The sequence below is a fragment of the Chelatococcus reniformis genome, from assembly GCF_014640075.1.
Lineage (GTDB): Bacteria > Pseudomonadota > Alphaproteobacteria > Rhizobiales > Beijerinckiaceae > Camelimonas > Camelimonas reniformis.
Map to the genome: position 1 here is coordinate 375,288 of NZ_BMGG01000004.1, position 12,332 is coordinate 387,619.

A 12,332-nucleotide genomic window follows, 5' to 3' on the forward strand; every position below is an offset into this window, starting at 1 on the left:
GGAGGCGTGGATCGGTCAGGCCGCCGGGTCGGCGTAGCGCGGCGCGCGCTTCTCCAGGTTCGACATGATGGCCTCGACCTGGTTGGGGCTGCCGATCAGCACCTGCTGCTCGGCAGCTTCCGACGTCAGCCCGTCGACCGGCTGGGTGATGACGGCCGAGTTGAGGATGCGCTTGGAGGCCCGGATGGCGTCGGGGCTCTTGCTGGCGATCTCGCGGGCGGTCGTCATGGCATCGCCATAGGGCTCGTCCGTCACGCGGGTGGCAAAGCCCATGGCGAACGCCTCCTGCCCGGTGAAGACGCGCCCGGTGTAGGTCAGCTCGCGCACGATGTCCTCGCGCGCCAGGTGCCGCATCAGCTGCGTGCCGGCCATGTCCGGCACCAGGCCCCACTTGATCTCCATGACCGACATGCGGGTGTCGGGGGCGACGTAGCGGATGTCGGCGCCGAGCGCGAGCTGGAAGCCGCCGCCGAAGGCGACGCCGTGCACCGCGGCGATCACCGGCACGGGCAGTTCGCGCCAGACCCAGACCGCATATTGCGGCCGGTTGGCGGCGCCGTGGGTGCGGGCGATCAGGTCCCGCGGGACCGCCTTGCCGCCCGAGCCTTCGGCCATGTTGGAGAAGTTGCCCATGTCGAGGCCGGCGCAGAAGGCGCGGCCTTCGCCCGACAGCACCACGACGCGCACCGAGCGGTCGGCCTTGAGCTTTTCGCCGGCCTCCACCAGAGCCTCGAACATGCCGTGGTCGAGCGCGTTCATTTTCTCCGACCGCGTGAGCTTCACGTCGGCCACGCCGTCGGTGACCCTGATCGAGATCCGTCCCTGCATCGCGCTGTCCGTCCCTTTGCTGCGCCGCCCGGCACCGCACGTGCCAAACAAGCATTCGATCGATTGTTCGCCGACGATGGCCAGAAGCGGGCCGCCGTTGTCAAGGGTCATTCCAGAGCCAGGCGGCTCCGCGCACGCCCGAGCTGTCGCCGTGGGCGCCGCGCCGGATCGGCGTCTCGAATCCGTCCGAGAAGACGAGGTCGCCGACGCGGTCGGGCAGCTTGGCGTAGAGCTCGTCGACGTTCGACAGGCCGCCGCCCAGCACGATCACGTCCGGGTCGAGGATGTTGACGACGTGGGCGAGGCCGCGCGCCAGCCGGTCGAGGTAGATGTCGAAGCTCGCCGCGGCGGTGGCATCGCCGGTCCGCATGGCGGCGACGATGTCGTGGCTGGCGATCGCCGCGGTGCCGGTGCGAGCGGCATGGTCCGCGGCGAAGCCCGGCCCGCTGAGGAAGGTCTCGATGCAGCCGTGCCGGCCGCAATAGCACGCCGGTCCCGGGCGCTCGGCGTCGGTGGGCCAGGGCAGCGGATTGTGGCCCCATTCGCCGGCGATGCGCTGCCGGCCCGGAAGCGCGCGCCCGCCCACGGCGATGCCGGACCCCACGCCGGTGCCCAGGATGACCGCCCAGACCACCGCCGCCCCGGCGCCGGCGCCGTCGACCGCTTCGGACACGGCGAGGCAGTTGGCGTCGTTCTCGATGCGGACCGGCCGGCCGAGCGCGGCCTCCAGGTCCTGCTGGAGCGGGCGGCCGATGAGCCAGGTCGAATTGGCGTTCTTGACGAGGCCCGTGGCCGGCGAGATGGTGCCGGGGATGCCAACGCCGACCGTGCCGGAGGCCCCGGCGGCGCGCTCGATGGCGGTCACCAGGCCGACGACGGCGGCGATCGAGCCCGCATAGTCGCCGCGCGGCGTGGCCATGCGCTGGCGGGCGCGCGTGTCGCCCGCAAGGCCGAGCGCGATCGCCTCGATCTTGGTGCCGCCGAAGTCGATGCCGATGCGCATGGCCGCCGTCAGCCGGCCGGCCGCATCAGGGCGACGAAGGCGGCGAACTTGGCGACGAAGCCCTCCAGGAATGCCTTGGTGTCGGCGTTGGTAACCTCGTCATTGTCGTCGATCAGGCCGGGCCGCATGGAGAAATAGACCTCCGGCTGCGGCAGCAGGTGGCCGCCGAGAACCGGAACGATCGCCTTCAGGTGCTGCTGGGCGGCGGCGGTGCCGATGACACCCGGGCTCGCGCCGATGACGGCGGTGGGCTTGCCGGTCCAGGAGCTCTTGCCGTAGGGGCGCGAACCCCAGTCGATGGCGTTCTTGAGCAAAGCCGGGATGGAGCGGTTGTATTCGGGCGTGGCGATGAGCACCGCGTCGGCAGCCTCGACCTCGGCCTTGAAGCGCAGCACGCCGGCCGGCGGATCCTGCCACAGGTCGTCGTCGTACATCGGCAAGCCGGCAATATCGACGAACGTGAAGGCGAGCTTGGGCGCCGCAAGCTTGGCGATGGCCCTGGCAAGCTTCCGGTTTACCGAGGCTGGGCGCTTGCTTCCGACGATGACCGCGACTTTGTGCATGGCGATGCTCCTGCCGACTGGCCGCGACGGCCCTGCGTCGACTCAAGTAGCGCCGAGGCGGAAGTGCTGTCCACACGCCGGCAACTGATCGAAGAGGGCGCCGGCTCGAGAGGATGGGCGTGCGGTGACACCGAGGCGGCACGGGCAGCCGGCTTGACAACCCCCCGCCGCCGCCGCTCTAGGTTGGCAAACGTTTCGAGCGTTGTGATCCGTCCGGGCACGGCATCAGGCCCCATCTCGGGAACGAGCCGGGCCTGGCCACGAGACGGGCATGCGCGGGAGGAGACCAGATGACCAGACAAAAGCTCGTGCCCGGCCGAGGCCACCCCTTCGCGGCGATGGATATCCGCAGCCTCATCCACTACCGGGCCGAGGCAACGGGCGATCGGCCGTTCATCATCTGGGAGCCGTTCGTCGGCGAGGGGTTGACCTGGACCTACAGGGCGTTCGCCGACCGTGCCGCGCGCTTTGCAGCCGGGCTTCATCGCCGCCGCGTCAAACCCGGTGACCGCGTGCTGGTGCACCTCGACAACTGCCCGGAGGCGATCCTGTCGTGGCTCGGCTGCGCCTACGCCGGGGCCGTGGCGGTGACCACGAACGCCCGCTCCAGCGCCGAGGAGCTGACCTATTACGCCGCCCACAGCCGCGCCGTCGCCGCCATCACCCAGCCCCGCTTCGCCGAGCTGGTGGGCCGCTCCTGTCCCGACCTCGGGTGGATCGCCGTGACCGACACGGATAACGGCGAGGATGCCGGCGCCAACCGGCCTCAGGCCGAGGCCCGCTTCGCCGCCATCGACGCCGATCCCGCCGACCTGCCGGCGCGGCCGCACGACCCCCTGGCGCCGTTCTCCATCCAGTTCACCTCGGGCACCACCTCGCGGCCCAAGGCGGTGCTGTGGACGCACGCCAACGCGCTGTGGGGCGCCAAGGTCAATGCGGTGCACGAGGACCTGCGCTCCGAGGACGTGCACATGGTCACCATGCCGCTGTTCCACACCAATGCGCAGGCCTATTCCGTGCTGGCGGCGCTGTGGGCCGGTGCCGGCTGCGTGGTGCAGCCGCGCTTCTCGGCCTCGCGCTTCTGGCCGGTGTCGCTCAAGCACGGCTGCACCTGGGCCTCGATGATCCCCTTCGCCTGCAAGGCGCTGATGGCCCACGAGGTGCCGCCCGCGCACAGCTACCGGCTGTGGGGCAACGGCGTCTGCGAGGCGCCCTGGGATGCGCACTTCCGCATCAAGACGCTCGGCTGGTGGGGCATGACCGAGACGATCACCCACGGCACCATCGGCGAGGTGCGCGGCTACAACCGCTCCATGTCCATGGGCCGCTGCGCGCCCGAGTATCAGGTCAAGATCGTCGATGGGAACGGGGCCGAACTCGGCCCGGGCGAGACCGGCGATTTCCTCATCCGCGGCATCCCCGGCCTGTCGCTGTTCGCCGAATACGCCGACAACGAGACGGCGACCCGCGACGCCTTCACCGAGGACGGCTATTTCATCACGGGAGACCGGGTGACCCTCGCCGAGGACGGCTTCTTCATCTTCGCTGACCGGTCCAAGGACATGCTCAAGGTCGGCGGTGAGAATGTCGCCGCCTCCGAGATCGAGCGCGTGATCCTCACCGTGCCCGGCATCAGCGAGGTGGCCGTCGTCGCCCAGAAGCACCCGATGCTGGACGAGGTGCCGGTGGCCTTCGTGCTGCCGCTCGCGGACAACGATGTGGCACCGGACTTCGCCGAGACGATCCTCGCCGCCTGCCGTGCCCAGCTGGCCGACTTCAAAGTGCCGCGGGAGGTGCGCGTGGTGAGCGAACTCCCGCGCTCGACGCTCGAGAAGATCGCCAAGGCGGAGCTGCGCAAGCTGCTGGTGTGATCCGGCGGGGGGTGGTGAGAGCGGCGGCGGGTCGCCCGGCACACGATGATCCGGGTCAGCCGCCCTGATCTCCGCGAGATTATGACAATAGACCGGGCAGGCGCGCAGCCGGGTCCCGCGCGGCGATGTTGAAGTCGTCAAATTGTCGGCTCGCCGCCGCCGTATTTGGTGCCAGATAACTGAACTGTCGGCGCCGGCGCGCCGGAACGTGCTTTGAGGATCGTCAGTCAGCCCGTATCAGAGCGCTCGGGACTGCCGCTCGTCACCTCGCGGCAGCGGTGCCGAGCGACGGGGTGAGGAGGCTTGTCTTGCACAGCATGAACCGGCGAGCGGCCCTGGCCGCGGTGGCGGCGTTCGGCCTCCTGGGCTATTCCGCGGTGGCCGGGGCGAAGCCTGCGTCCCTGAGCGGCACGGTCTTCTACCGCGAGCGAATGGCGCTGCCGCCGGGGGCCGTCGTCGAGGTGACGCTCGAGGACGTCTCGCGCGCCGATGCGCCGGCCGGAATCATCGCGCGGGAGTCCATATCCCCGTCCGGGCAGGTTCCTGTTCCCTACACCCTGACGTTCGACGATGCGGCGATCCGGCCGGGCCGCAGCTACGCGCTGCGCGCACGCATCCTGGTCGACGGCGCGCTCTGGTTCACGTCGACGACGCGTCATTCCATATTCGCCGGCGGCGCCAATCGCACCGATATCCTCGTCCAGCGGGTCCGCACCCGCGTGCGCCCCCGCGCCCGCGCCCGCGCCGCCGCACACCCGGCCGGGCGCTGGCTCGCCGAGGATATCCGCGGCGCCGGTGTCATCGACCGGCTGCAAAGCGTGCTGGAGATTGCCGCGGACGGCCGCGTCTCCGGCAGCGGCGGCTGCAACCGCATGAGTGGCCGCGCCACGATCACGGGGGACCGGATCAGCTTCGGGCCGCTCGCCAGCACCAACATGGCCTGCACGCCGGCGGCCATGAATCAGGAGACCAAGTTCTTCGCCGCCCTCGCGGGCGCTCGCGCTTGGCGGGTCGACCCCAAGCGGCGCAAGCTCGTGCTCCTCGATGGCGAAAACCGGCCGCTCGTGGTGTTCACGCGCATGTGAGCCGCGGCTCGGCGAGGGCGCACAGCGGCGGTCAGCGGCCGCCGCTGGTGGAGTTCTGGCAACGCCCGTCGGCGAGCTTGTACTCCAGCGGGTCGCACGGCGAGTAGTCGGACGAGCAGCTGCGCTCGCATTGCTCGGCGCTGCTGCGCTGCGTGTAGGTCTCCGCCTGGCGCTGCTGGGTCCAGCTGGCGGGACGGGCGGCGGCTGGAGCAACGGCCGCGCCCCATAGGGCGAGGGCGGCGGAAAGGGCAAGAGCGCGGCGCATCGGGTATCCTCCGGATCAGCAAATCAACGTCCATATGGGGCCTGAACGCGTCAATGGAATGAACGGTTCGGCAGGCCCGCCGCGCGGGCGGCGCCGGACCGACGGCGGCATCGGCTTGCCGCCCGCGCCCCCGTGCCGCTATAAGGGCTCCGCCGCGCGACTGGCGAGTGAGATGGGACACCATCGGGGAGCGCGGCCAGGCGTCCGTCCGTGACGGGCGCGCAGACACGCCGTTCGCCTGGGCAGCCGGTCGGCCGACCGGTCCATCCTTTGTATGTAAAGGACGTGGCCCCATGGACGTGTATCGCCAGCAACTCGATGCGTTCGATCCCGCCGTCGCCCAGGCTATCGCCGGCGAGGAGCACCGGCAGGTCGACGGGATCGAGATGATCCCGTCGGAAAACTACACCTATCCCGAAGTGCTGGCCGCGCTGGGCTCGGTGCTCACCAACAAATACTCCGAGGGCTACCCGGGCCGGCGCTACTATGGCGGCCAGGAGTTCACCGACCGCATCGAGCGCATCGCCTGCGAGCGGGCCTGCGCCCTGTTCCGGGCCGAGCACGCCAACGTGCAGCCGCTGTCCGGCTCGCCCATGAACCAGGCGGTGTATTTCGCCTTCCTCAAGCCCGGTGACACGGTGCTGGCCATGGACCTCTCCCACGGCGGCCATCTCACCCACGGCGCGCCCGTCTCGCACATGGGCAAGGTGTTCAATTTCGTCCGCTACAAGACGGCGCCGCAGCAGGGTGGGACCATCGATTTCGACGCGCTGCGCCAGCTTGCGTTGGAGATCCGGCCGCAGCTGGTGCTGTGCGGCTATTCCTCCTATCCGCGCGACTACGACTACGCCTCGTTCAAGCAGATCGCCGACGAGGTGGGCGCGCTCACCATGGCCGACATCTCCCACATCGGCGGGCTGGTCGCCGCCGATGTCATGCGCAATCCGCTCGATGCCGGCTTCGACGTGGTGACCACGACGACGCACAAATCCCTGCGCGGGCCGCGCGGCGGCCTGATTCTCTCCAAGGCCGCGCACGCCGGGGCGATCGACGCCGCCGTCTTCCCCGGCCTGCAGGGCGGGCCGCACATGAACGTCATTGCCGGCGCGGCGGTGACCTTCAAGAAGGCGCAGGAGGCGGATTTCCGCCGCTATGCGCAGGCCACGCTCGACAATGCCAAGGCGCTGGCTGCGGCGCTGATGGCGGAGGGCGCCAAGCTGGTGACCGGCGGCACCGACAACCACCTCATGGTGCTCGACACCGTCGCGAGCTTCGGGCTCGACGGGCGCGCCGCCGAGGAGGCGCTGGACCGCGTCGGCATCACCACCAACAAGCAGATCATCCCTGACGATCCGCGCCCGCCGCTGCGGCCGAGCGGCATCCGCCTCGGCACGCCGGCGTGCACGACGCGCGGCATGGACCCGCAGGCCATGGGGCGGCTCGCGGGCTGGATCGTGCGCACGTTGCGCCGGCCGGACGACGGCGCCGGCCTCGCGGCGATCCGCGCGGAGGTCAGGGCCCTGTGCCGGAGCCATCCGGTGCCGGGCGTTTCGGGCTGAGCCGTCTTCCGATGGCGCAGGGCTCAACTGGCGAGCGGCCTGGAGCACGCATGACGGCGCGATCGCGGTGGTCGGGCGCTCTCGGCATGGTCGCGGCGGCCGCCCTGGCGGCGGCGCCCGCCGTCGCGCAGGTCCCGGCGTCGGGGCCCTTGCGCGGCTTCAAGGATTGGGTGATCGGCTGCGACAACCTGCGCGGCTGCACAGCACTGGGGCTGATGGCCGATCAGGGCACGGGCGGCTTCCTCAGGATCGAGCGCGGCGGCGCGGCCGCAGCCGAGCCCGTGGTGCGCTTCTCCGTCATGGTCGAGGCGGCCGAGCCGAAGGACGCGGCGCTGACGGTGGTCGTGGACGGCCAGGGCGCCCCGGCGGTCGATCACCGGCCGGCCCGGCTTCAGGACGGTCAGGTGTCGCTGGTCCTCAGGGGGCCGTCGGCGCGTGGCTTCATCGAGGCGCTACGCCTGGCCCACGCCGTCACCCTCACGCTCTTCGACGGCACCAAGGCGGTGCAAGAGGTCAAGGTCTCGCTGGCGGGGGCAGCGGCCGCCCTGTTGTTCATGGACGATCAGCAGAAGCGGACCGGCACCGAAACGGCGCTGGTCGACCACGGCGGCGCCTCGGCGGCTGCCGAGCCGCCGGTCCCGGCGTTGCCGGCCGTGGCCGCGATGCGGATGACCGTGATCGACAAGCCCGGCCGGCGCCCGGCGGGTGTGCCGAAACCCAAGGACAAGGGTTGCCCGGGCGACGACCTGGTGATCCGGCTGTCGGCCGGCGAGGTGCTGTGGGGCGTCTGCGCCTTCGCGGCCGCCTACAACTGGGGCTACAGCTTCTGGCGAGTCGGAGCCGGTGCGCCCACCGCTCTCAAGTTTGCGCTGCCGGGCGCCGACCCGCACGACGACGGGCACGTGCTGGTCAACCCGGCCCTCCGTGCGGACGGCCTCGCCATCACCGCGCTCAACAAGGGGCGGGGCCTCGGCGATTGCGGCGTGATCGCCGACTGGGCCTGGGACGGTTCGGCCTTCCGGCCGGTCCGCATCGCCGAGATGCGGGCTTGCGGCGGCGTGCCGCCGGACGACTGGCCGGTGCTGTTGCGGGCGCAGACGAACCCACGGAGATGACGACGATGGGGGCGACATCCCCGCGCGATCCGGCATGGCGCCTCTGCGCAGCATTCGCATTGGCCGGCGGCGCGGCGCTCGCGCCGGCCCTGCCGGTGGCGGCCGAGGGCCAGGCGGCCAAGCCGCTGGTGACTTCGGCGAAGGAACTGGGGCCGGCCATCAGCCGCTGCTGGCGCCCACCGGCCGGCACGGCGGGGTGGGAGGTGACGCTGCGCTTCATGCTGACCCACACCGGTGCGGTGCGCGGCAAGCCGATGATCACCTATTCCAAGATCCCCGGGCCGCTCGACTTGCAGAAACAATTCATCGCAGCGGCGATCCAGGCGGTGGCCGACTGCACGCCGCTCAACATGGCGGAGACGCTGAGCCGCGGCTTCGGCGAGCGCCTCATCGCCATCCGTCTGCAATCGCGGGCCAAGCAGACGCCGCTCTGAGGCGCCGGTCAGGCCCCGAGCCCGCACCGGCTGAGCGTGCGCGCGGCGCTCGCTCAAGGGCCGCGAGGCGCGGCCCCACGACCCGGGCGAGGGTCTCACGCCGTGCGCTGTTTCCGGTCCTTCTCGTTCTGCGCCATGATCAGTTCGCGCGCCTTCTGCCAGTCCGCATCGGCCCAGCCGCGCAACGGGGTGTAGAAATTGCCGCCGGTGCCCAATGCCTGGCCGCCGTCGAGCGCCACCAGTTCGCCGTTGATCCAGCCCGATCCGTCCGAGATCAGGAAGGTCGCGAGGTTCTGCAGGTCCTCGAAAGTGCCGATACGGCCCAGCGGGTTCATCTTGACGGTGCGCTCGCCCGGCTGCTCGCCCGGGTTGAGGCGCTTGCTCATGCCCTCGGTCGGTATCTCGCCCGGCGCGATGGCGTTGAGGCGGATGCCGTAGCGGCCCCACTCGGTGGCAAGCGACTGGGTCATGACGTTGACCGCCGCCTTGCTCATGGCGGAGGGCACGACGAAGGGGCCGCCGTTGCGCACCCAGGTGGTCAGGATCGAGACGACGCTGCCGGGATGGCCGTCGGCGATCCAGCGCTTGCCGATGGCATGGGTCACGTAGAACGTGCCGTGCATGACGATGTTGGCGATGGCGTTGAAGCCGCCGGGGGTGAGATCCTCGGTGCGCGAAACGAAGTTGCCGGCGGCGTTGTTGACCAGGCCGGTGAGCGGGCCGGAGGTGAAGACGTCCTCGACCATGGCGTCGACCGCCTGGAAGTCGCGGATGTCGACGCCGTAGGTGGCGACCTTGCGCCCCGGATGCTTGGCGGTGAGCTCCGCCGCCGTCTCGTCGCACACGCCCTTGCGGCGGCCGCAGATGACCACGTCGGCGCCGAGCCCCATGAAGCCGTCGGCCATGGCCTTGCCGAGCCCGGTGCCGCCCCCGGTGACCAGGATGCGCTTGCCGGCGAGCAGGTTGTCCTTGAACATGGCGTTCCCCTTTGCTTGTCGATTTGGCTTGTCGATTTTGGCTTGTCGGTGCGGCTTGTCGATTCGCTACCGGACCTCGGCCGTCGCCGCGCCCTGGCGGGCATAGCGCAACACCTTGATCACGTGGCGCGCGACATCCGCCGGCGTCAGCCGGGACGAGGGTTTGTACCAGAGGATGGCGCTGTTGAGGGCACCGAGCACGTGCAGGCGAAACAGCACGCGGTCGATGTCCGCCGCAAGGTCGAGCGGGGCGATGAGCCGGTCGAACAGCCGCTCGTGCTCGTCCCGGGCCCGGATCAGCTGGGATCTCACCTGGGCGAGCACCGGCGGAAACTTGGCATCGAGGATCGACGTCTTCTCGCCGGTCAGCAGCGCCTCGCAATGGGCGATGGCCGCGGCCTCGAAGCACTCCCACGGATCGTCGATCCCCTCGATCGCGCCCTCCACGGCCTCTCCCACGGCACGGATGTTGGCCTCGTAGACGGCGACGAACAGCTCCTCCTTGGAGGCGAAATGGTAGTAGAGCGAGCCCGAGAGCAGGCCGGTGGCGGCGGCGATCTCCCGCATCGAGGTGCCCTCGAAGCCCTGTTTGGCGAACAGGCGGCCAGCCTCCGTGAGGATCTGCTTGCGTCGCTCGGCGGCGCCCGCGTCGGCGCCGGCCCGATCCGCGTCCCGGCGCGCCCGAACGGTTGTCCTCGCCATGCCCACTCCCCCTCTTACGCCACGGCCGGGGCCGCGATTCTCAACCAGCAATCTTGCCGCCGGCGCCGGTGACGGTCACGGTCCGCACCCGGCGCGGCGGCGCCTGTCCACAGCTCGCCATCCGCATCGGCCCGCTTGGCCGCGCATATTGCCTACGCTACCCGTGGCGGGTCAAACAAACGATAGGTTGACGGGTCGGCGACCTTGCCTGATACCCGTGGCAGGCTCCGGTGCCGCGGCGCCGGCGGACCACGAGAGAGGCGGGCCCAGGCGAAACGCCGGCCCGAGCGACGGGAAGAACGGCATGGACATCAAGGGAATTGCGGCGGTCGTCACCGGCGGCGGCTCGGGCCTCGGCGAGGCGACGGCCCGCGCGCTGGCGGCCAGGGGCGCCAAGGTCGCCATCGTCGACCTGCAGGAGGACAAGGCCAAGGCGGTCGCCGCCGACATCGGCGGCCTGGCGTTGAAGGCCGACGTGTCGAGCGAGGAGGACGCCAAGGCCGTCTTCGCCGAGGCCGCCAAGGCACATGGGCCGGCGCGCGTCTTGATCAACTGCGCCGGCATCGGCGCCGCCATCAAGACCGTCAGCAAGACCGGCGCGCACCCGCTGGACCAGTTCAGCCGGGTGATCAAGGTCAACCTGATCGGCACCTTCAATATGATCCGGCTCGCTGCCGAGGGCATGGCAGCGCTCGATCCGCACGGCGAAGAGCGCGGCGTGATCGTCAACACCGCCTCGGTCGCGGCCTATGACGGCCAGATCGGGCAGGCGGCCTACTCGGCTTCCAAGGGCGGCGTCGTCGGCATGACCCTGCCGATCGCCCGCGACCTGGCGCAGGTCGGCATTCGCGTCAACACCATCGCGCCGGGCCTGTTCCTGACGCCGCTCCTGATGAGCCTGAGCGAGGAGGCCCGCAAGAGCCTGGGCGCCCAGGTGCCGTTCCCCTCGCGCCTGGGCGACCCGTCGGAATACGCGGCGCTGGCCGTGCAGATCGTCGAGAACCCCATGCTGAACGGCGAGACCATCCGCCTCGACGGCGCCATCCGCATGGCGCCGCGGTAATAAAGCAAATCGCGATGGATGGCCGGGCTGGCCCGGCCATCGGTCCATAGGGACAGGAGGACGACCCATGACCTTGGAACGGATGAAGCTCACCATCGATGGCCCGGTGGCCGTGCTGGCGTTCAACCACCAGGAGGTGCTGAACGCGTTGTCGCCGCCGCTGCTCGCCGATTTCAATACGGCCTTGGACGAGATCACCGATCCCGCCAAGGGCGTGCGCTGCCTGGTGCTCACGGGCGAGGGCCGCGCCTTCTGCGCCGGCGCCAACCTGCAGGGCGACATGGGCAAGCGCGAGGGCGGCAAGACCGACGCCGGCTCCGCGCTCGAGACGGTGTACCACCCGATATTGCGCCGGCTACGCAACCTGCACTGCCCCATCGTCACCGCCGTGAACGGCCCGGCGGCCGGCGCCGGCATGAGCTTCGCGCTGATCGGCGACCTGATCCTGTGCGCCCGCTCGGCCTATTTCATGCAGGCCTTCCGTCGCATCGGCCTGGTGCCCGACTGCGGCTCGACATGGATCCTGCCGCGCCTCGTCGGCCGCGCCCGCTCGCTCGAGCTGTCGCTGCTGGGCGACCGCCTGCCGGCAGAGAAGGCGCTGGAGTGGGGCCTGGTCAACCGCGTCTACGACGATGGCGAGCTGATGGGCGAGACGCTGAAGCTTGCGACCGACCTCGCCAACGGCCCGACCGTGTCGCTCGGCCTGATCCGCAAGCTCTACTGGGAGGCGACCGAGAACTCGTTCGAGGAGCAGCTCGATCTGGAGCGCCAGAGCCAGGGCGTCGCCGGCCGGTCCGAGGACTTCAAGGAGGGCGTGCAGGCCTTCCTGCAGAAGCGTCCGGCCGCCTTCAAGGGGCGCTGAGCCCC

Annotated in this window: 13 protein-coding genes and 1 riboswitch; of the genes, 7 read left to right on the forward strand and 6 right to left on the reverse strand. The window is 70.5% G+C overall.

The window, feature by feature from the left end:
* Positions 1–15 precede the first annotated feature (15 nt).
* From IEW34_RS12775 to IEW34_RS12785, 3 genes are all read right to left on the reverse strand, one after another.
* Positions 16–828 (reverse strand): crotonase/enoyl-CoA hydratase family protein, encoded by an 813-nt coding sequence (locus IEW34_RS12775; protein WP_188609567.1) that lies wholly within the window; start codon positions 826–828, stop codon positions 16–18.
* 100 nt (positions 829–928) lie between these two features.
* A complete protein-coding gene (locus IEW34_RS12780; RefSeq protein WP_188609568.1) occupies positions 929–1,831 on the reverse strand; it encodes an ROK family protein in 903 nt (300 codons plus the stop codon).
* Between the two features lie 8 nt (positions 1,832–1,839).
* The gene (locus tag IEW34_RS12785) at positions 1,840–2,394 is read right to left on the reverse strand and encodes an NADPH-dependent FMN reductase (RefSeq protein WP_188609569.1); all 555 of its coding nucleotides are present in this window, start codon (positions 2,392–2,394) and stop codon (positions 1,840–1,842) included.
* A 290-nt stretch (positions 2,395–2,684) separates the two neighbouring features.
* Between IEW34_RS12785 and IEW34_RS12790 the strand changes: the two genes are divergently transcribed.
* Both IEW34_RS12790 and IEW34_RS12795 read left to right on the forward strand, forming a co-directional pair.
* Positions 2,685–4,265, forward strand: a complete 1,581-nt coding sequence (locus IEW34_RS12790) for an AMP-binding protein (RefSeq protein WP_188609570.1) — start codon at positions 2,685–2,687, stop codon at positions 4,263–4,265.
* Positions 4,266–4,582: 317 nt separating this feature from the next.
* Positions 4,583–5,350 carry a YbaY family lipoprotein gene (locus IEW34_RS12795; protein WP_244641977.1) on the forward strand — a complete coding sequence of 256 codons (768 nt, stop codon included), beginning with the start codon at positions 4,583–4,585 and terminating at the stop codon, positions 5,348–5,350.
* A gap of 31 nt (positions 5,351–5,381) precedes the next feature.
* Here the strand turns inward: IEW34_RS12795 and IEW34_RS12800 are convergent, their stop codons facing one another.
* Positions 5,382–5,615: a hypothetical protein gene (locus IEW34_RS12800; RefSeq protein WP_188609572.1), complete on the reverse strand. Its 234-nt coding sequence runs from the start codon at positions 5,613–5,615 to the stop codon at positions 5,382–5,384.
* 146 nt (positions 5,616–5,761) lie between these two features.
* Positions 5,762–5,866, forward strand: a riboswitch (ZMP/ZTP riboswitch).
* A 42-nt stretch (positions 5,867–5,908) separates the two neighbouring features.
* On the opposite strand from IEW34_RS12800, the gene glyA reads away from it, so the two are divergent.
* From glyA to IEW34_RS12815, 3 genes are read left to right on the forward strand one after another with little or no spacing between them, the layout of a single operon-like run.
* On the forward strand, positions 5,909–7,174 hold the full coding sequence (gene glyA / locus IEW34_RS12805) for a serine hydroxymethyltransferase (protein ID WP_188609573.1): 1,266 nt from the start codon (positions 5,909–5,911) through the stop codon (positions 7,172–7,174).
* A 50-nt stretch (positions 7,175–7,224) separates the two neighbouring features.
* Positions 7,225–8,289 carry a DUF1176 domain-containing protein gene (locus tag IEW34_RS12810; protein WP_188609574.1) on the forward strand — a complete coding sequence of 355 codons (1,065 nt, stop codon included), beginning with the start codon at positions 7,225–7,227 and terminating at the stop codon, positions 8,287–8,289.
* A gap of 5 nt (positions 8,290–8,294) precedes the next feature.
* Positions 8,295–8,723 carry a UCP034077 family protein gene (locus tag IEW34_RS12815; RefSeq protein ID WP_188609575.1) on the forward strand — a complete coding sequence of 143 codons (429 nt, stop codon included), beginning with the start codon at positions 8,295–8,297 and terminating at the stop codon, positions 8,721–8,723.
* Positions 8,724–8,818: 95 nt separating this feature from the next.
* On the opposite strand, the gene IEW34_RS12820 is transcribed toward IEW34_RS12815, so the two are convergent.
* Both IEW34_RS12820 and IEW34_RS12825 read right to left on the reverse strand, forming a co-directional pair.
* Entirely contained in the window at positions 8,819–9,700 is an 882-nt protein-coding gene (locus IEW34_RS12820) for an SDR family oxidoreductase (protein ID WP_188609576.1), read from the reverse strand.
* 66 nt (positions 9,701–9,766) lie between these two features.
* Positions 9,767–10,402: a TetR/AcrR family transcriptional regulator gene (locus tag IEW34_RS12825; RefSeq protein ID WP_188609577.1), complete on the reverse strand. Its 636-nt coding sequence runs from the start codon at positions 10,400–10,402 to the stop codon at positions 9,767–9,769.
* Between the two features lie 304 nt (positions 10,403–10,706).
* Here IEW34_RS12825 and IEW34_RS12830 point away from each other — a divergent pair, with 304 nt between their 5' ends.
* Positions 10,707–11,465 carry a 3-hydroxyacyl-CoA dehydrogenase gene (locus IEW34_RS12830; RefSeq protein WP_188609578.1) on the forward strand — a complete coding sequence of 253 codons (759 nt, stop codon included), beginning with the start codon at positions 10,707–10,709 and terminating at the stop codon, positions 11,463–11,465.
* 67 nt (positions 11,466–11,532) lie between these two features.
* The gene (locus IEW34_RS12835) at positions 11,533–12,327 is read left to right on the forward strand and encodes an enoyl-CoA hydratase/isomerase (RefSeq protein ID WP_188609579.1); all 795 of its coding nucleotides are present in this window, start codon (positions 11,533–11,535) and stop codon (positions 12,325–12,327) included.
* Positions 12,328–12,332 lie beyond the last annotated feature (5 nt).

Bases quoted from the DNA above. Each gene is read 5' to 3' on its own strand.
- IEW34_RS12785 (WP_188609569.1), bottom strand. From the start codon at position 2,394: ATGCACAAAGTCGCGGTCATCGTCGGAAGCAAGCGCCCAGCCTCGGTA.
- IEW34_RS12780 (WP_188609568.1), bottom strand. From the start codon at position 1,831: ATGCGCATCGGCATCGACTTCGGCGGCACCAAGATCGAGGCGATCGCG.
- IEW34_RS12820 (WP_188609576.1), bottom strand. From the start codon at position 9,700: ATGTTCAAGGACAACCTGCTCGCCGGCAAGCGCATCCTGGTCACCGGG.
- IEW34_RS12795 (WP_244641977.1), top strand. From the start codon at position 4,583: ATGAACCGGCGAGCGGCCCTGGCCGCGGTGGCGGCGTTCGGCCTCCTG.
- IEW34_RS12810 (WP_188609574.1), top strand. From the start codon at position 7,225: ATGACGGCGCGATCGCGGTGGTCGGGCGCTCTCGGCATGGTCGCGGCG.
- IEW34_RS12790 (WP_188609570.1), top strand. From the start codon at position 2,685: ATGACCAGACAAAAGCTCGTGCCCGGCCGAGGCCACCCCTTCGCGGCG.
- glyA (WP_188609573.1), top strand. From the start codon at position 5,909: ATGGACGTGTATCGCCAGCAACTCGATGCGTTCGATCCCGCCGTCGCC.
- IEW34_RS12835 (WP_188609579.1), top strand. From the start codon at position 11,533: ATGACCTTGGAACGGATGAAGCTCACCATCGATGGCCCGGTGGCCGTG.
- IEW34_RS12830 (WP_188609578.1), top strand. From the start codon at position 10,707: ATGGACATCAAGGGAATTGCGGCGGTCGTCACCGGCGGCGGCTCGGGC.
- IEW34_RS12775 (WP_188609567.1), bottom strand. From the start codon at position 828: ATGCAGGGACGGATCTCGATCAGGGTCACCGACGGCGTGGCCGACGTG.
- IEW34_RS12815 (WP_188609575.1), top strand. From the start codon at position 8,295: ATGGGGGCGACATCCCCGCGCGATCCGGCATGGCGCCTCTGCGCAGCA.
- IEW34_RS12825 (WP_188609577.1), bottom strand. From the start codon at position 10,402: ATGGCGAGGACAACCGTTCGGGCGCGCCGGGACGCGGATCGGGCCGGC.
- IEW34_RS12800 (WP_188609572.1), bottom strand. From the start codon at position 5,615: ATGCGCCGCGCTCTTGCCCTTTCCGCCGCCCTCGCCCTATGGGGCGCG.